This window comes from Streptomyces sp. MAI_2237, from assembly GCF_054189285.1.
The window spans coordinates 864,914-882,119 of sequence record NZ_JAJPGQ010000005.1 but is presented as its reverse complement, the minus strand read 5'-3'; the positions used below and the strand labels follow the sequence as shown (position 1 = coordinate 882,119).

Sequence of the window (17,206 nt, the reverse complement as noted above, 5' to 3'; positions counted from 1 at the left end):
GGCGCACCTCCCCGGCGGTGCGACGGCAGCGCCGAGGCACCGCGTTCGGGTCCCTCGGTCCCTTTCTTCCAGCGTCGTCCCGCGCCCGCCGGTGGGGGAGGGCCGGACGGTGCGCTGTTGGGAGCCGTCCGGCCCTGGGGGAAAACCGCCGACCGGGGCAGGCTGGGACCGGAGCAGCGAGGCGTGTCCGCACCCGCCGGCGCTGTCGGCCGCGACACCCTCGCCGCCCGGAGCTGCCGCCGTCACCACCCGCGTCCGGAACGGGAGCGGCGGCCGCGAGGGGAGATGCGTCATGAGCGGCCCCGTCGTCGTGGGCGTGGACGGTTCGGCGTCGAGCCTTGCCGCCGTGGAGGCGGCGGCACGGGAGGCAGCCCGGCGGGGCGCCGGGCTGCGCCTGGTGCACGCCGTGGGCTGGCCGCCGCTTCCGCTGCGGCCGGGCCGCTCGGCGTGGAACCCGGACGCGGCCGGCGTGCGCGAGCGGGTGGACGGCATCCTCACCGAGGCCGAGCAGCGGGCCCGCAGGATCGCGCCGCACGTGCGGACCGTCACCGACAGCGTGCTCGGCGAGCCGGTCATGGTGCTGGAGATCGTCTCCCGCCACGCCCCGCTCCTCGTGGTCGGCAGCCGCGGGCTGAGCAGGCTCGGCAGCCTGCTGCTCGGCTCCACCGCCGCCCACCTCGCCGCCCACGCCCGCCGCCCGCTGCTGGTGGTGCGCGGCAGGCCGGATCCGTCCGGTCCCGTCCTCCTCGCCGTCGACGGCTCCCCGGACGGCCGCCCGGCCGTCGAGTTCGCCTTCGCCGAAGCGCAGGCGCGCGCCACCGGCCTGGTGGCGCAGCACGTGTGGAACACGGCCACCGAGCGGGTGTACGACGGCCCGGCCGACCCGCCGTTCATGACGTACGACGAGGACCGGCTGCGCGACGAGGAGCAGCGGGTGCTGGCCGAGGCGTTGTCGGGGCTCGGCGCGAGGTACCCGGACGTCGCCGTCGAGCGGCGCCTGGTCCGAGGGCGGGTGAGCGGCACGCTCGTCGAGGCGAGCGCCGCGGCGCAGCTCGTGGTGACCGGCGCGCACGCCCACGGCGGCTTCACCGGGCTGCTGCTGGGCTCGGTCGGGCAGGCCCTGCTGCACCACGCGCACTGCCCCGTCGCCGTGATCCGCTCCACGGGGGAGTGACCCGGCGAGGGGGTCGCGTCGCGGTGTGCGGGCGGTCCCGCACACCGCGCGGCGGCCGGTCAGGCGCGGACGAGGTGGTCCACCACGGCGACGACGTCCGCGATCCGTTCCACCTCGGCCGTCAGCTTCGGGATCCGTCCGGCGTCCAGCGAACCGCTGAGCGTCACCGTCCCGTCGTGGACCTCGACGTCCACCTGCGCCGGGTCGATGCCCAACTCGCCGCGCACGACCCGGTGCAGGACCTCGGCGCGGATGGCCGCGTCGTCCCGCACCAGGGCGCGCAGCAGCTCGCTGCGGCTGACGACGCCCACCAGGTGCCCCTTGTGATCGGTGACGAACAGCTGCCTGATCCGGGAACGCGAGGCGATGCGCGCCGCCTCGATCACGGGGGTCCACGAGTGGACGGTCAGCGCCGGAGCCGACATCAGCATGCCCGCCGTCACCCCCGCGCCCGCGTCCCGCGGATGCCGGCGCAGCATGCGGGCGAACGCGCCGGGATGCTCGCCCGCGGTGATGGACGCCGCCCGGGCGAGCAGGTCGGACTCCGCGATCACACCGATCACCCGCTGGGTCTCGTCCACCACGGGCACCGCGCCGGTCTGCCGGCGTGCCAGCATCCGGGCGACGTCGAGGAACGGGGCGTCACGGGAGACGTCCACCACCGACCGCCGCATGACGTCACGCACCCGCAGCTCGGCGGTCGTGCGTGCCTTGTGGTGGACGTGGTGGACCTCGCCGGAGTGCGCGCCGGCGGCGACCGGTGTCTCCAGCGCGGCCGCCGAATGGGACGCCATCGCCTGCAGGTAGCGCACCATCATGTCCTGATGGACGTCCTCCACCGGCGACGGCGCGAAGGTCGGTACGGCATGCCGGGCTTCCACCGACGCGGCGGCGTGTTCTCGTGCCTCTCGGTCGCTCATGGCTACCTCCCAGCGTGCGTGGAGACCACACCCCTCCTGACTCTTACCGTCTCGCCAGGCGGCGGCCGCTGACAGGGCCGACCGGTCCCTTCCGCGGGGCGGATCAGCCCTAGAAGACCTTCGTGCGCCTCCGTAGCGTGAGAGTGGGCCACGGCGGGCACCCGCGCCGGGTCCGGAGGTTCTCATGCCCGGGTTCCGAGAGTTCCGCATACGACTCCGGCCGGCCGGCTCGCCCGGTCCGGCCGCGCCGGGCGGTGTCCCCGCCGACCGGTCGGACGAACTCGAGACCGAACTGCGGCCCCCGCTGACCCGGCTGGACGACACGGCCGCCGAGGCCGACCGCATCCGCGACGACGCGGCCCGCGAGGCCGACGAACGACGCCGGACCGCGCAACGGCAGGCCGAGGAGACCGTGCGGGCGGCCAGGGCGCGCGCCATGGACGTCAGGAACGAGAGCGCCGCCCGGATACGGCGGGAGGCCGCCGCCGAGGCCGAGCGGGCGGACGCCGCCTCGCGCCGCGAGACCGAGGCGCTGCGGGCCCGGGCGCACGCCAGGACCCCCGCCCTCGCGGCCCGGATCGTGGCGCGGGTCGCCGCAGGCCTGGGCCTGCCCGCCGAGCGGCGCGGACCGGAGTAGGAGGCCGTGATGGGCGCCGGCTGGGTCGCGGGCGTGACACGGGCCAGGTCCATGGCCGTCGGACGACTCGGCCCGGACGGCGCTCGCGAACTGGCCGCCTCGGCCACCCTGACCGAAGCCCTGCGCGCCCTCGCGGGCACCCGTTACCGCCGGGTCGGCGACGCGCGGGCCGAGCCCGGCGCGGCCTGCCGGGCGGTCCTCGACGCCCTGCTGTGGCAGTTGCGCGTGCTCGCCGGATGGCAGCCCCGGGCGGGGGCCGCCGCGCTGCGCCGGATGGCCGCCGGCTTCGAGATCGCCAACACCCGGGACCACCTGCGCGCCCTGTCCGGCGAGCCGCGCCCGGCGCCGTATCGGCTGGGCGCGCTGGCCACCGACTGGCCCCGGCTGGCCCGGACCACCGGCGCGAGCGAGGTGCGGGCCGTACTGACCGCCTCCCCGTGGGGAGATCCGGGCGGTGAGTCCGCGGCCGCGGTGCTGACCGGTATGCGGCTGTCCGCGGACGCCCACGTCGTGGCCGACCTGCCGCAGGCGGCCCGATGGGCGGCCGGGGACGCCGCGCTGCTGGTGGCGCGCGCGTCCCATCTGCTGGACCGCCCGCCGACCGGACGGGCCGCGGTGCACGCCGAGCGGCTCCTCGGCCGGGCCGCGGTACGGGCCCTCTCCTACGACGACTTCCGCGCCCGCCTGCCCTCGACGGCGCGCTGGGCCCTGAAGGACGCCGGGCGGCCCGCCGACCTCTGGCGGGCCGAGGCCCACTGGTGGAACGTCGTCGAACAGGACGGCCTGGAGATGCTGCACAAGGCGGACTTCGGCGTGACGCCCGTCGTGGGCGCCGTCGCGGTGCTGTCCGCCGACGCCTGGCGGCTGCGCGCCGCTCTGCTGGCCGCCGCGCACGAGGGCCGGGCCCAGGAGGCGTTCGATGACCTCCTGGAGTGACTCCCTCACCCGCGCGGCACCGGTCCGCATGCAGCGGGTGGCCGTCGTCGCCCCCCGCGACGCGCTGCGGGACGTCCTGGTGCGGGTCGCCGACGCCGGCTGCGTGGAACTGGACCGTCCCGACGACTCGCCCCACGGCACGGGACCGGCCGCGCGAGCGCTGCAGACGCTGCGCACCGAGGCCGTCCCGCCCCTGCTGGCCCGAACGCCCCCCGATATCACCGCACTTCAGTGCGACGGCCGCGCCGACCTCCTGGCCGGCGAGGCACAGCTCGAGGCCCACCGGGCGGCCGCGGTGGGGCGCGGACCGGCGGCCGCGCTGGCCGGCTGGTGCCCCGTGAGCGCCGTGCCCCGGCTCGGCGCCGACCTGGCCGACGCCGGCGGTGCCCTCGTACCCCTGCGAGCGCCGCGCGGCATCGACCCGCCCACCCTGCTGACCGCGACCAGCGCCGTCCGGCGCTCCTTCGGCCCCTTGGTGCGCACCTACGGCACCGTCCCGTACACCGACATCGACCCCACCCTCCCCGCCGGGATCGCCTACGTCGTCATGTTCGGGATGATGTTCGGCGACGCCGGCCACGGCGCCCTGCTCCTCCTGGGCGCCCTGCTGCTGCGGCTCGGCCGCCCGCGCCGGCTCGCCCCGCTGCGCCGACTGTGGCCCTTCGTCGCCGGAGCGGGGCTCACCAGCACCCTCGCCGGCGTCGCCTACGGTGAGTTCTTCGGCCCGACCGGTGTGCTGCCGGTGCTGTGGCTGAACCCGCTGGAGGAGCCCGTGCGGCTCCTGGCGAGCGCTGTCGGCTTCGGCGCGATCCTGCTCGCCCTGGCCTACGCGGCGGGCATCGTCAACCGCTGGCGGGAGAGCGGACCGGGCCGCGCGCTGTACGCGGCCTCCGGCATCGCAGGCGCGGCGGTCTTCCTCGGCCTCGCCCTCGCCGCCGGGGGAGTGCTGCTGCACACCCCGGCGCTCACCTGGTGCGGAGCGGCACTCGCCGGGACCGGACTGGTGCTGGTCGGCGCCGGGCTGAGCGCGGAGTCCGGGGGCGGCGCCTCCGGGGTCCTGCAGACCGGCATCCAGCTCTTCGACGTGGTGGTCCGCATCGGGTCGAACACCGTCTCCTTCGCCCGGCTCGCCGCCTTCGGACTCACCCACGCCGCGCTCGGCGCCATCGTCTGGCAGGCCACCACGGGCCTCGCCGGGCGCGGCCCCCTGGGGGTGGTCGCCGCACTCCTCGTCTTCCTCCTGGGCAACGCGCTCGCCTTCGCGCTGGAGGCGCTGGTCGCCGGCATCCAGGCGCTGCGCCTGGAGTTCTACGAACTGTTCTCCCGCGTCTTCGACGCCGAGGGCCGCCCGTTCAAGCCCTGGCACGTGCCCACGGAGTCCGCAGAGCCCTCAGAACCCCCATATGCACCCCTACGACACGTAACGGAGGTGACCACATGATCGCCTGGCTGATCGCGCTTCCCGTCCTCGTCGGGGCCTTCGCCGTCACCCGCCGACTCCTGCGCCGCCGAGGCCGAGGGGCCCTGCGGGCCATCCTCGCGGTGGACGCGGCCCTGTTCGCCGGAGCGCTGGCGCTGCTGCTGGTCGCGCTGAGCGGCGGTGCGGCACAGGCCCAGACGGCCACCGCGGCCGCGCAGGGCTCCGGCTCCAGTTCCGCGGCGTTCATCGGCGCCGCCATCGCGGTCGCCGGCGCCTCGATCGGCGCGGCGATCGCCGTCGCCTACACCGGCGCCGCAGCCCTGGCGGCGATGAGCGAACGCCCCGAACTCTTCGGCCGGGCCATGGTCATCGTCGGCCTCGCCGAAGGCATCGCCATCTACGGCCTCGTCGTCGCCGTCATCCTGCTCGGGAAGACCTGACCATGGGACACATCGCGGCCATCGGGGAACCGTTGCGCATCCTCGGACTGGCGTCCGCGGGCATCCTGCTGCGCCCCGCGGAGGGCCCGGACGCCGCGCGCGACGCCTGGCGGGACCTGCCGCCGGGCGTGGACCTCGTCCTCCTCACCCCGGCCGCCGCCGACGCCCTCGGCCCCGAGGCCGTCGACGGGCAGGAGCCGCTCGTGGCGGTGATGCCGCCATGAGGAACCCGCCCCCGGCCACGACCGACGCCGCACTCGAACCGGTACGCGCGCAACTGCTGCGGGCCGCCCGCGCCGAGGCCGACGCGCTGCTGGCCGCGGCCGACACCGACGCCCGTGCCGTCCTCGCCGAGGCCGACGGCCGGGCCGCCGCGATCCTCGCCGAGGCGCGCAGCCTGGGCGAGGCCGACGCGGCGGCCGCCCGCGACGCCGCCCGCGCCCGGTCCCGCCGCACCGCCCGCGCCCGCGAACTCGCCGCCCGCCGGGAGTGCTGGGAGGAACTGCGCCGCCAGGTGGTGGCCGGCGTCGAGGACCTGCGCCACGCGGACTCCTACCCGGCCGTGCGCGCCCGGCTGACCGCGCACGTACGCGCCGCGCTGGGCCCGGACGCCGAGGTCGTCGAGGCCCCCCACGGCGGAGTGATCGCCCGCACGGCGCACCGCAGACTCGACTGCGGCCTGACCGCCCTGGCCCTGCGGGCGCTGGAGCGCATCGGCGGGGAGGCGGAGGAGCTGTGGACACCGTGACGGTGGTCTCGTCGGGGGTCGGCCGGGCCCTGCGGGGTGCGGCCGGGGGTGGACCAGGGGTGCGCGGCGTCTGCTCGGGCTCGCCGGATCGTGCGGGTTGCGGCCGGGGTGGGCCGGTTGGGGCTCGCGTCGGGGCGCTGGGGAGGTGGAGGTGCTGTGGGCGCCATGACGAGCGGGTCGTCCGTGGGTGGCCGGGGCGTGCCGGGTGCGGTCGGGGTGGGCGTGTTCGGGCTCGCGTCGGGGCGCTGGGGCGTGTCGGTGGGGGGTGGAGGTGCTGTGGGCGCCATGACGAGCGGGTCGTCCGTGGGTGGCCGGGGCGTGCCGGGTGCGGTCGGGGAGGGCCTGTTCGGTCTTGTGTCGGGGGCGTTGGAGCGTGTCGGTGAGGAGGTCGAGGAGTTGTGGGCACCGTGACAGGCGTGTCGTCTGAGGGCGGGCGCATCCTGCGGGTCGCCGGGCCCCTCGTGGAGGCCGAGTACGTCGCCGGCACCGCGATGAACGACCTGGTCGCGCTGGGCGAGGCGGAACTGCCCGGGGAGGTCGTCGCCATCCGGGACGGGGTCGTCACCGTCCAGGCGTACGAGTACACCGGCGGCCTGGCCCCCGGCGCGCGGGCCCACCCGCTCGGCCGGCCGCTGTCCGCGCCGCTCGGCCCCGGCCTGCTGGGCGGGGTCTTCGACGGCCTGCTGCGCCCCCTCGCCACGGCCGGTGCCTGGCTGGAACCCGGTGCCACGGGGCGCGGGAGCGGGCCCGCGCACCAGTGGGAGTTCGTGCCGCGGGCCTCGGTGGGCGACCTCGTCGACCAGGGCGACGTCCTCGGGGAGATCCACGGCTCCGGACCCGTGCCCCTCAAGGTGCTGGTGCCGCCCGGCCGTTCCGGCGCCGTGGACCACGTCGCGGGCGCCGGTCTCCACCCCGCCGACGCCATCGTCGCGTCCGTCGCGGGCACCCCCGTCCGCATGACCACCCCCTGGCCGGTCCGCACCCCCCGGCCCGTCCGCGAACGCCTCGACTCCCCCCGCGCCCTGGGCACCGGGCAGCGTGCCATCGACCTGCTCTTCCCGGTGGCCCTCGGCGGCACCGTCGCCGTCCCCGGCGGCTTCGGCACCGGCAAGACCGTGCTGCTGCAGCAGATCGCCAAGTGGTGCGACGCCGACGTCATCGTCTACGTCGGCTGCGGCGAGCGCGGCAACGAGATGGCCGACGTCATCGACGAGTTCGGCGCGCTCACCGACCCGCGCACCGGCGGCCGGCTCGCCGAGCGGACCGTGATCGTCGCCAACACCTCCAACATGCCGATGATGGCCCGCGAGGCCGGCATCCACACGGGCGTCACGGTCGCCGAGTACTTCCGGGACATGGGCCTGGACGTGGTCGTCATCGCCGACTCCACCTCCCGCTGGGCCGAGGCGCTGCGCGAGTTCGCCTCCCGCACCGGCGCCCTGCCCGCCGAGGAGGGCTACCCGGCCGGCCTCGCCTCGGCGATCGCCGCCTTCTACGAACGGGCCGGCGCGGTCACCACCCTCGGCGGCCGCACCGGCTCGGTGACCGTCATCGGCGCGGTGTCCCCGCCCGGCGGCGACATGGCCGAACCGGTCACCGCGCACACCCAGCGCTTCGTACGCTGCCTGTGGACCCTGGACCGCGAACTCGCCTACGCCCGCCACTACCCGGCCGTGTCCTGGGCGGAGTCCTTCTCCCGCGACGCCGATGCGCTCGGCGCCCGCCGCGCCGCGACCGACGACCCGGACTGGCCGGCCCGGCGCGCCCGCGTCGCCGGTCTGCTCGCGGAGGCCGACCGGCTCGCCGACCTCGTCGACCTCGTCGGCATCACCGCGCTGCCCGCGCAGGAACGCGTCAGCGTCCTGGGCGGCCGGCTCGTGCGCGAAGGCGTGCTCCAGCAGAGCGCCCTGTCGCAGCGGGACGCCTACAGCGGGGCGAAGAAGACGGCCGCGCTGGCCGAGGCGGTGCTCGACGTGGTCGACCGCTGCCGCGAACTGGCAGACGCCGGCGTGCCCCCGGCCCACATCGAGGAGGCCGACTTCACCCCTGTGCTGCGCGCCCGCGAGGAAGCCGGGCCGCACGACGCGGACACCGTCCGGGCACTCGGCCGGAGCATGCTCGACCGACTGGGGGAGCTGACATGACGGACACACCGGACTGGGGCCTCGTCGAGTACACCACCATCCGTGAACTGCACGGCCCCCTCGTGGTCGTCGACAAGGTCGAGGGCGTCGGCTGGGACGAGTTCGTGCTGTTCACCCTCGACTCCGGCGAGCAGCGGCACGGACTCGTGCTCGACGTCGACCGCGGCACCGCCGTCGTGCAGGTCCTGGAGGACACCGCCGAGATCGACCCCGCGCGCATCCGGGCCGCCTTCACCGGCACGCCGCTGCGGATCCCGGTGGGTCCCGGCTGGCTCGGCCGGGTCTGCAACGGCCGGGGCGAACCGCTCGACGGAGGGCCGCCCGTCTTCGGCTCCGCCACCTCGGCGGTCGGCGGCAACCCCGTCAACCCCGTGCGCCGCGAGCCGCCGGCCGAACCGGTGCTCACCGGGGTCAGCGCGGTGGACGCCCTGACGACCCTGGTACGCGGTCAGAAGCTGCCGGTGTTCTCCGTGGCGGGCCTGCCGCACCTGGAGCTGGCCGCGCAGATCGCGGCCCAGTCGACGGCCGGGGGAGAGCCGTTCAGCGTGGTGTTCGCCGCCATGGGAGTCACCCACGCGGACGCGGCCTTCGTGCGCGACGCGCTGGAGGAGCGCTCCGCGGCGGGCGAACTGGTGCTGCTGCTCAACACCGCCGCCGACCCGGTGATCGAACGCATCCTCACCCCGCGCATCGCGCTGACGATCGCCGAGGACCTGGCGTTCACCGGCGGCCGGCACGTGCTGGTGGTCATGACCGACATGACCAGCTACGCCGAGGCGCTGCGCGAGGTCTCCGCGGCCCGCGGCGAGATCCCGGCCCGCCGCGCCTACCCCGGCTACCTCTACAGCGACCTGGCGTCCCTGTACGAGCGGTGCGGACGCATCCGCGGGCTGCCGGGCTCGGTGACCGTGCTGCCCCTGCTCACCATGCCGGCCGGTGACATCACCCATCCGGTCCCGGACCTCACCGGGTACATCACCGAGGGGCAGGTCGTGCTCTCCCGCGAGATGCACGCCAAAGGCGTCTACCCGCCGGTCGACGCCCTGTCCTCGCTGTCCCGGCTCATGCGCAAGGGCGCCGGCCCCGGCCGCACCCGCGCCGACCACCTCGACGTCGCCGCCCAGCTGCTCGCCGCGCTGGCCCGGGCCCGCCAGGTCAGGGAACTGGCCGACCTCGTCGGGCAGGCCGCGCTGAGCCCCACCGACCGCCGCCACCTGGCCTTCGACGAGGCGTTCGCGCACGGCTTCGTCGACCAGGACCGCGACGAACGGCGCACGCTGGAACAGACCCTGGAGCGGGCCTGGCAGGTGCTGCTCACCCTGCCGCGCAGCCAACTGTCCATGCTGCCCGCCGAGTTCCTCGACGCCCACGCGGCGCCGGAAGGCGGGTGAGCCCGGTGAAGGAGCTGCGGACCCCGCCCGGCCGGGCCGGCCGTATGAAGGTGCGCCACAGCCTGGACGTCGCCCGGCGCGGCGCCGACCTGCTCGACCAGAAACTGCGCATCCTGCGCGCCCGGCACGAGACGCTCCTCGCCGCCGAGGAGACCGCGCGCACCGCCTGGCACGAGCGGCTGCGGGAGGCCGAGACCTGGCTGCGGCGCGGGCTGCTGCTGGCCGGCGACGAGGCGCTTGAGGCGCCGGCGCCCGTGCGCCCCGCCGAGATCGACATCGTCCGGACCTCCACGATGGGCGTGCGCCACCCCGAGACGGCCCGCTGTGCGCTGCCGCAGCGGGAACCGGACACCCCCGCGCCCGCCAACACCGCCCTGATCCACGCCGAGGCCGCCTACGCCGAGGCGGTACGCGCCGCCGCCGGCCACGCCGTCGCCCGTGCCGCGGCACGCGAGGTCGGCGCGGAGGTGCTGCGCACCCGCCAGCGCGTCCGGGCCCTGCAACGGCACTGGATCCCCCGCCTGGAGCGGGCCCTGGCCCGCGCGGACGCCGCCCTGGAACAGAGCGAGCACGAGGACGCGGTACGCCGCCGCTGGTCGGCCCGCACCTCGGCCGACCGGGCGTGACACGCGGCATGATCGCCGGGCCGTCCCCCGGGGATCCGCTCGGCCCCACCCGGGGGTCACATGACCCATGGCAGGCGGGCGGCGGTGCGTCGAAGCTGGAGCGAGGTCGTCTCGGAGTCCGGAGGGCTTCCTGTGGACAAGGACAGCGTCGCTCAGCGGCTCGCGCCCGGCCCGGAAAGCGGCACGGTGCCCGTGCGCCCCGCACCCGGCCCCCCGTTGCCGCGGCAGCGGGCCGACGAGGTGCTCGCCCAGCTCGGCACCTCTCGGCGGGGCCTGGCCGCGGCGGAGGCCGAGCGGCGCCGGCAGCTCCACGGCCCCAACGAACTGCCGCAACCGCGCCGCAAGGGACTCTGGCGCCGCTTCTTCGCCCAGTTCACCGACCTGTTCGCGATCCTGCTGATCGTGGCCTCGGCGCTGACCTTCCTCGCCTACGCCCTGCAGGACCCCCGCGACGTGGGCAACCTGCAGCTGGCCTTCGCGATCCTCGGCGTGGTGGTGCTCAACGCGGTCATCGGCTTCGTCCAGGAGTACTCGGCGGAGCGCACCGCCCAGTCGCTGCAGGCGATGGTGCCGCACACCTGCCGGGTGCTGCGCGACGGCGAACGCCTGGAACTGCCGACGGGCGCGCTCGTCCCCGGCGACCTCGTGGTCCTGGAGGCGGGGGACGCCGTACCCGCGGACTGCCGCGTCGTCGAGGGCCACGGCCTGATGGTCAACAACGCCTCCCTGACCGGGGAGAGCGTCGCCGTCGCCCGGGTGGACGAGCCTACGACGGCCGCCACCGTCCTCGACTCCCGCAACTGCGTGTTCATGGGCACCACGGCCGTCTCCGGATCGGGCAAGGCCGTCGTGTTCGCCATCGGCGCCGACACCGAGTTCGGCCGGATCTACCGGCTCACCCAGGAGGCACCGCAGCAGCAGACCCCGCTGCAGCAGCAGGTGGCGTCCATGGCCCGCAGGGTGGCCGTGCTGGCCGTGGCCATCGGTCTGCTCGTCCTCGCCGTCCGCGTGCAGAGCGGACAGCCGCTGGTGTCCACGTTCGTCTTCGCCCTCGGCGTGATGGTCGCCCTGGTCCCCGAGGGACTGCCCGCCACCCTGTCGGTGTCCCTGGCCATCGGCGTCCGGCGCATGGCCCGCCGCCAGGCGCTGGTGAAGAAGCTGCTGGCGGTGGAGGCACTGGGCTCCACCACGGTGATCTGCACCGACAAGACCGGCACCCTGACCCAGGCCGAGATGACCGTCACCCGGTTGTGGACCGGCGGTAAGTGGCACGAGGTGTCCGGCGTCGGCTACGCCCCCGTCGGCACCGTCACCGATCCGCAGACCGTACGGGACCTGCTGCGCGTCGGCGTGCTGTGCTCCGACGCCCGGCTGCTGGCGCCGGACGAGCAGGCCGACTGGCGGGTCCTCGGTGACACCACGGAGGGCGCGATCCTCGTCGCGGCGGCCAAGGCCGGCCTCGACCCGGCGACCGAACGGGCCGCCGCGCCGCGCGTCGCCGAGTTCCCCTTCGACCCCGTCCGCAAGCTGATGAGCACCGTCCACCGCACACCCGAGGGCGACGTCGTGTGCGCCAAGGGCGCCCCCCAGGAGCTCCTCGCCCGCTGCACGCACCTCCTGCTGGACGGCGCCTCCCAGCCCCTGACCGACGAGTTGCGCGCCGGTGTCACCGAGGCGAACGACGCCATGGCCGCCCAGGGACTGCGCGTCCTGGCCGCCGCCCTGCGGCCCGTGACCTCGGCGCCCGGCGACAGCGCGGAGGCCGAGTCCGGGTTGACCCTGCTGGGCCTCGTCGGCATGTTCGACCCGCCCCGGCCCGAGGTCTCGGCCGCCGTCGAAGCCTGCCGCAAGGCCGGCATCCGCATCGTCATGGTCACCGGCGACCACCCGCTCACCGCCGAGGCCGTCGCCCGCAGGGTCGGCATCGTCACCGGAACCGCCCCGACGGTGGTGACCGGAGCCCGGCTCGCCGAGATGGGCGCCGACGAGCTCGACGCGGTGATCGCTGCGCCGGGAGAACTGCTGCTGTGCCGGGTCAGCCCCGAGCACAAGATGCGGGTCGTGGCCGCCTTCCAGGCGCGCGGCGAGGTCGTCGCGGTCACCGGCGACGGCGCCAACGACGCCCCCGCCCTCAAGCACGCCGACATCGGTGTCTCCATGGGCGCCGGCGGCACCGACGTCGCCCGCGAGGCCTCCGTCATGGTGCTGCTCGACGACTCCTTCGGCTCCATCACCGCCGCCGTCGAACTCGGCCGCTCCGTCTACCGCAACATCGGCAAGTTCCTGACCTACCTGTTCAGCCACAACATCGCCGAGCTGACCCCGATCCTGGCCGCCACCTTCGTCGGCTTCCCGCTGGTCCCGCTGAGCGCCGTGCAGATCCTGGCCATCGACCTCGGCTCCGACGTACTGCCCGCCCTGGCGCTCGGCGCCGAGCCACCCGAACCCGACACCATGGAGCGCCCGCCCCGCGGACGGCGCGAACGGCTGTTCTCCGCCACGCTCGTGCGCCGCTTCCTCTTCCTCGGCTTCGTGCAGTCCATCGGCGTGTGCGCGGTGTTCTTCTGGCAGGTGCACTCCGCCGGCATCCCCTTCGCCGACTTCACCACGCACACCCCCGCCTACCGCAAGGCCATCACCCTGACCCAGGCCGCCATCGTCGTCAGCCAGTTCTTCAACGCCCTGGCCGTGCGCACCGACCGCGAGAGCGTCTTCCGCGTCGGCCTGTTCTCCAACCCGCGCCTGCTCGCGGCAGGCTGCTTCGGGATCGCGTTGATGGCCGCCATCAGCTACGCGCCGCCGCTGCAGGCCGTGTTCAACACCGCGCCCATCTCGGCCGCCGACTGGGCGGTGCTCACCGGCTTCGGGGTGCTGCTGCTGGCCGCCGAGGAAGCCCGCAAGGCGTGGCTGCGCCGCACACCACCGCACCAGCCAGAGAGGAAACAGCCATGAGGGTCGTCATCGTGGGCTGCGGCCGGGTCGGCTCCGCCCTCGCCACCCGGCTGGTCAACGAGGGCCACGACGTGCGGATCATCGACCGCGAGCCGAAGACCCGCGCCCTGCTGCCGGCCGGCTTCCCCGGTCAGGTCCTGCACGGCAACGGCTTCAGCCGCACTCTGCTGGAGGCGGCGGGCATCGAGCACGCCGACGCGTTCGTCGCGGTCACCTCCGGGGACAACACCAACATCGTCAGCGCCCGGACCGCCAGGGAGACCTACCGCGTGCCGATCGTCCTGGCCCGCATCTACGATCCACGGCGCGCCGACATCTACCGCGACCTGGGCATCCCCACCATCGCGAGCGTGCGCTGGACGGCGGACCGGCTGCACCAGATGCTGCTGCACCGCCACCTCACGCCCGAACTCAGCTTCGGCAACGGCGAGACGCTGCTGCTGCGTTCCCAGCTGCCCGCGCATCTCACCGGCCGGCGGCTGGGCGAGCTGGAGGTCGACGGCGAGATCCGGCTCGTCGAGGTGACCCGCGGCGGGCGGTCGTTCCTGCCGACGCACAGCACCGCCGCCGAACCGGAGGACCTGATCACCTTCGCCGTGGCCGCCGAGGCCCTGACCCGGCTGCGCGGCTTCCTCGACAAGGAGCTCGGCACATGAAGGTCATCGTCGCCGGCGCCGGCCGGCTCGGCAGGCAGGTCGCCCAGGTGATGGCGGCCGCGGGCAACCAGGTCACCGTCGTCGACCGCGACGACGACCGTATCGCCGCCCTCCAGGACCGGCTGCCGGTGCGGTTGGAGGCCGGGGACGCCTGTGAACCCTCGGTCCTCGAACGCGCCGGGGCGCACTCGGCCGACCTCGTCGTCGCGACGACCGGGGAGGACGAGGACAACCTCGTCATCAGCCTCCTCGCCAAGCGCCAGTTCGGCGTCGAGAGGGTGGTGGCCCGGGTCAACGACACCGAGAACGCCTGGCTGTTCGACCGCAACTGGGGCGTCGACGCCGCCGTACCCGCCGCCATGCCCCTGATCTCGCTCATCGAGGAGGCCGCCGGGGCCACCGACACCGTCGCCCTGCTGCGACTGAGCAAGGCCGGGGTGAACGTCATCGAGACCACCATCACGGCCCGCTCGCGCGCCGTCGGCCGCACGCTGGGCGACATCACGCTGCCGGCGAGCACCGTCCTCGCCGCGGTCGTCCGGGACGGCAGCCCCGTCGTGCCGGCGCCCACCCTGAGCCTGCGGGCCGGGGACGAGATCCTCGTCGTCTCGCACGAGGCCACGGAGGACGAGGTGCACGCGGCCTTCCAGTGACGAGCACGCCCGTGCACGACAACGGCGGCCGCCGCCGGGAGTGCCCCGGCCGGCGGCCGCCTGAAGGCGGGCCGTCACCGCAGCACGGGACCCGCCAGCTGGACGATGTCGTCGGAGGCGACGTCGTGCAGCCGGATGGCGAGGTCCTCCAGCGCGCGGCTGGCGGCGAGTTCGTCGCCGATCTCCGGAATGGAGCGGTCGACCGGGTTCTTGCGGGCCACGCCCCGGCCGGTGACCGTCGAGGTGTCCCGGGTGGTGAGCACGGCCCGCGCGTGGGTCTCGTCGCCGTCCTCACTGATGAAGATCTGTACCGTCCACTGCTTGGCTCGCATCGTGATCACTCCCGGGCGGAGGGGTGAGGAGCAGGCGTCCGGACGAACCGGTTCCTCCGCTCATCTCCCAGCCTGCGCCCCCGGCGAGGGCCGGGACAGGGCCGAACGGCCCGCCGGCCGGGACGTCATGCGGAGGCAGCCTCGGCGCCCGGCGCGTGCCGTGCGGCGGCGTCCGGCGGGACCGCGTCCTCGGGAGCGATGGCCGGCTCCGTCCGGACCACCGTCGCCGCCGGCTCGTCGAGCCGCAGTCCCGTGGCGGCCGAGAAGCAGTGCACGGCGTCCGCCCGCACCCCGACCCGCACCCGCGCCCCCTTGCCCTGGGTGGCCCGCCCCGGCAGCCGTACGACGAGCGGCGCGCCGACCCCGCCGACCCGTGCGGTCGCGTGCAGGTAGGCGACGGAGCCGGTGTCCTCGACCGCGTCGACCACGAGGTCCAGCCCGGGGGTCTTCTCGTCCTCCGGAGACAGGATCCGGAACTGCTCGGGGCGGACGCCGAGCGCGATCTCGGTGGCTCCCTCGGCGGCCGCGGACCGCAGGACGCCGCGGGTCAGCGGCACGGTCAGCCCGTCCAGCCGGACACCGTCGGACGTCAACGGCAGCCGGAACAGGTTCATCGCGGGCGAGCCGATGAAGCCGCCGACGAACGTGTTGGCGGGCCGCTCGAAGACCTCCTTGGGCGTGCCGACCTGCTGCAGCACCCCGTCCTTGAGGACGGCGAGCCGGTCGCCCATGGTCATGGCCTCGACCTGGTCGTGGGTGACGTACACCGTGGTGGTGCCCAGGCGGCGCTGCAGCACCGCTATCTGAGTGCGTGTCTGCACCCGCAGTTTGGCGTCCAGGTTGGACAGCGGCTCGTCCATCAGGAACACCCGCGGCTCGCGCACGATGGCCCGCCCCATGGCGACGCGCTGCCGCTGCCCGCCGGAGAGCGACTTCGGTTTGCGGTCGAGATAGTCCTGCAGGTCGAGGACGGCGGCGGCCTCCCGCACCCGTTCGCGCACCCGGGGCTTGGGCATGCGCGCGATCTTCAGGGCGAAGCCCATGTTGTCGGCCGTCGTCATGTGCGGGTAGAGGGCGTAGTTCTGGAAGACCATCGCGATGTCGCGGTCCTTGGGCGGCAGATGGGTCACGTCCCGCTCGCCGATGCGGATCGTTCCGGAGTCGACGTCCTCGAGGCCGGCGAGCATGCGCAGGCTGGTGGACTTGCCGCAGCCGGAAGGCCCGACCAGGACCATGAACTCCCCGTCGGCGATGTCCAGATCGAGGTCGCTGACCGCCGGGCGCTCCATGCCCGCGAAGCGGCGGGTGGCCTTCTCGAAGGTGACCGATGCCATGACCCATCCCTCCCGGTGCTTCTCCTCATCCCAGCCTGGAGCGGTCGACGACACCGGCGCATGCCCCGACCGTCCCCTTCCCGGGCCGGTCGGCCCCTTCGGCGTCGACCGGATGTGGCAGGTGCCCGCGCCGGAGAACTCCCCGCCGCTCGGGGCCACATGGCTGCTGTACCCCGTCGCCCGGGGTCCGTCGTCGCGGGTTCAGCCGGCGACGGTGCACGTCCAGCGGGCGCCGTGCCGCGGGGCCGGGCCGACGGAGCGACCCGGCGACCCGGTGGCCGTGAGCGCGGGGGCGGAGGGCCGGTTCCCCGGCACCGTGACGACGGGGACCGTCGCCCGCTCGAGGCAGGCGCGCACCACCGCTCCCGACGCGTGCTCGTCGTACCCCCCGCGCGGGGTGCGCCCGAGCGCCAGCAGTACGGCTCCCTGCGCCTGTTGGACCAGGACGCTGGCCGGGGCCCCCTCGGCCACGACGGCGCGTACGGCGCCGTCGTCCTGCGGCCCGAAGGCCTCGCGGAGCGTCGCGGCCAGCAACCGCGCCGCCCCCTCGCGCTGTTCGGCGGCCGTCGGCCGTGCCGTGGCGGGAGCGTAGGGGGCGAGCCCGGGCCGTTGCCAGGCGTGCACGGCGACGACGGTGGCCTGCAGGGCCCGCGCCTGCCGGGCGGCCCAGCGCAGTGCCGCCACCGACGCCTGCGACCCGTCGACCCCCACCACGACACTGTTGCCGACCGCGCCTTCCACCATGACAGCCTCCCTCGCCGGTTGTTCCCCGGTGCCTCAGTCTTCCGGTGCGCTCCGCACGGCACTTGGGCCGAGTGGCTCCGCCGCCGGCGCCGAACGGGT

General features: G+C 75.3%; 16 protein-coding genes and 1 pseudogene. 13 read left to right on the top strand and 4 right to left on the bottom strand.

Translation table 11 applies throughout. The features are described from left to right. Positions 1–292 precede the first annotated feature (292 nt). Complete coding sequence (locus LN251_RS32370) at positions 293–1,174, top strand: universal stress protein (RefSeq protein WP_458247708.1); 882 nt, start codon at positions 293–295, stop codon at positions 1,172–1,174. Positions 1,175–1,233: 59 nt separating this feature from the next. Here the strand turns inward: LN251_RS32370 and LN251_RS32365 are convergent, their stop codons facing one another. After that, on the bottom strand, positions 1,234–2,094 hold the full coding sequence (locus tag LN251_RS32365) for a CBS domain-containing protein (RefSeq protein ID WP_458247707.1): 861 nt from the start codon (positions 2,092–2,094) through the stop codon (positions 1,234–1,236). 184 nt (positions 2,095–2,278) lie between these two features. Here LN251_RS32365 and LN251_RS32360 point away from each other — a divergent pair, with 184 nt between their 5' ends. From LN251_RS32360 to LN251_RS32305, 12 genes are all read left to right on the top strand, one after another. Next, positions 2,279–2,731 (top strand): hypothetical protein, encoded by a 453-nt coding sequence (locus LN251_RS32360; protein ID WP_458247706.1) that lies wholly within the window; start codon positions 2,279–2,281, stop codon positions 2,729–2,731. 9 nt (positions 2,732–2,740) lie between these two features. Beyond that, positions 2,741–3,667 (top strand): hypothetical protein, encoded by a 927-nt coding sequence (locus LN251_RS32355; RefSeq protein ID WP_458247705.1) that lies wholly within the window; start codon positions 2,741–2,743, stop codon positions 3,665–3,667. Continuing rightward, complete coding sequence (locus LN251_RS32350; RefSeq protein ID WP_458247704.1) at positions 3,651–5,108, top strand: V-type ATPase 116kDa subunit family protein; 1,458 nt, start codon at positions 3,651–3,653, stop codon at positions 5,106–5,108. The genes LN251_RS32355 and LN251_RS32350 overlap by 17 nt, the downstream gene beginning before the upstream one ends. Beyond that, positions 5,105–5,527, top strand: a complete 423-nt coding sequence (locus LN251_RS32345) for an ATP synthase subunit C (protein WP_058927162.1) — start codon at positions 5,105–5,107, stop codon at positions 5,525–5,527. The genes LN251_RS32350 and LN251_RS32345 overlap by 4 nt, the downstream gene beginning before the upstream one ends. A 2-nt stretch (positions 5,528–5,529) precedes the next feature. Beyond that, positions 5,530–5,751 (top strand): hypothetical protein, encoded by a 222-nt coding sequence (locus LN251_RS32340; RefSeq protein WP_458247703.1) that lies wholly within the window; start codon positions 5,530–5,532, stop codon positions 5,749–5,751. Next, on the top strand, positions 5,748–6,275 hold the full coding sequence (locus LN251_RS32335) for a hypothetical protein (protein ID WP_458247702.1): 528 nt from the start codon (positions 5,748–5,750) through the stop codon (positions 6,273–6,275). Before LN251_RS32340 ends, LN251_RS32335 begins: the two co-directional genes overlap by 4 nt. Positions 6,276–6,691: 416 nt before the next feature. After that, positions 6,692–8,419, top strand: a complete 1,728-nt coding sequence (locus LN251_RS32330) for a V-type ATP synthase subunit A (protein ID WP_458247701.1) — start codon at positions 6,692–6,694, stop codon at positions 8,417–8,419. Beyond that, positions 8,416–9,810, top strand: a complete 1,395-nt coding sequence (locus tag LN251_RS32325; protein ID WP_458247700.1) for a V-type ATP synthase subunit B — start codon at positions 8,416–8,418, stop codon at positions 9,808–9,810. The genes LN251_RS32330 and LN251_RS32325 overlap by 4 nt, the downstream gene beginning before the upstream one ends. A 5-nt stretch (positions 9,811–9,815) precedes the next feature. Then, positions 9,816–10,436 carry a V-type ATP synthase subunit D gene (locus LN251_RS32320; RefSeq protein ID WP_458247699.1) on the top strand — a complete coding sequence of 207 codons (621 nt, stop codon included), beginning with the start codon at positions 9,816–9,818 and terminating at the stop codon, positions 10,434–10,436. A gap of 132 nt (positions 10,437–10,568) precedes the next feature. Further along, entirely contained in the window at positions 10,569–13,388 is a 2,820-nt protein-coding gene (locus LN251_RS32315; protein WP_458247698.1) for a cation-translocating P-type ATPase, read from the top strand. Beyond that, entirely contained in the window at positions 13,385–14,044 is a 660-nt protein-coding gene (locus LN251_RS32310; protein WP_249837104.1) for a potassium channel family protein, read from the top strand. The genes LN251_RS32315 and LN251_RS32310 overlap by 4 nt, the downstream gene beginning before the upstream one ends. Beyond that, positions 14,041–14,697, top strand: a complete 657-nt coding sequence (locus LN251_RS32305) for a potassium channel family protein (RefSeq protein ID WP_458247697.1) — start codon at positions 14,041–14,043, stop codon at positions 14,695–14,697. The genes LN251_RS32310 and LN251_RS32305 overlap by 4 nt, the downstream gene beginning before the upstream one ends. A 74-nt stretch (positions 14,698–14,771) precedes the next feature. Here the strand turns inward: LN251_RS32305 and LN251_RS32300 are convergent, their stop codons facing one another. The 3 genes and pseudogenes from LN251_RS32300 to LN251_RS32290 all read right to left on the bottom strand — a co-directional run bounded on the left by LN251_RS32300 (position 14,772) and on the right by LN251_RS32290 (position 17,107). Further along, positions 14,772–15,029 carry a DUF1876 domain-containing protein gene (locus LN251_RS32300; protein WP_458247696.1) on the bottom strand — a complete coding sequence of 86 codons (258 nt, stop codon included), beginning with the start codon at positions 15,027–15,029 and terminating at the stop codon, positions 14,772–14,774. 233 nt (positions 15,030–15,262) lie between these two features. Beyond that, positions 15,263–16,363, bottom strand: a pseudogene (locus LN251_RS32295) (ABC transporter ATP-binding protein); the annotation flags it as partial. Between the two features lie 201 nt (positions 16,364–16,564). Then, entirely contained in the window at positions 16,565–17,107 is a 543-nt protein-coding gene (locus tag LN251_RS32290; RefSeq protein WP_458247695.1) for a universal stress protein, read from the bottom strand. Positions 17,108–17,206: the final 99 nt, after the last annotated feature.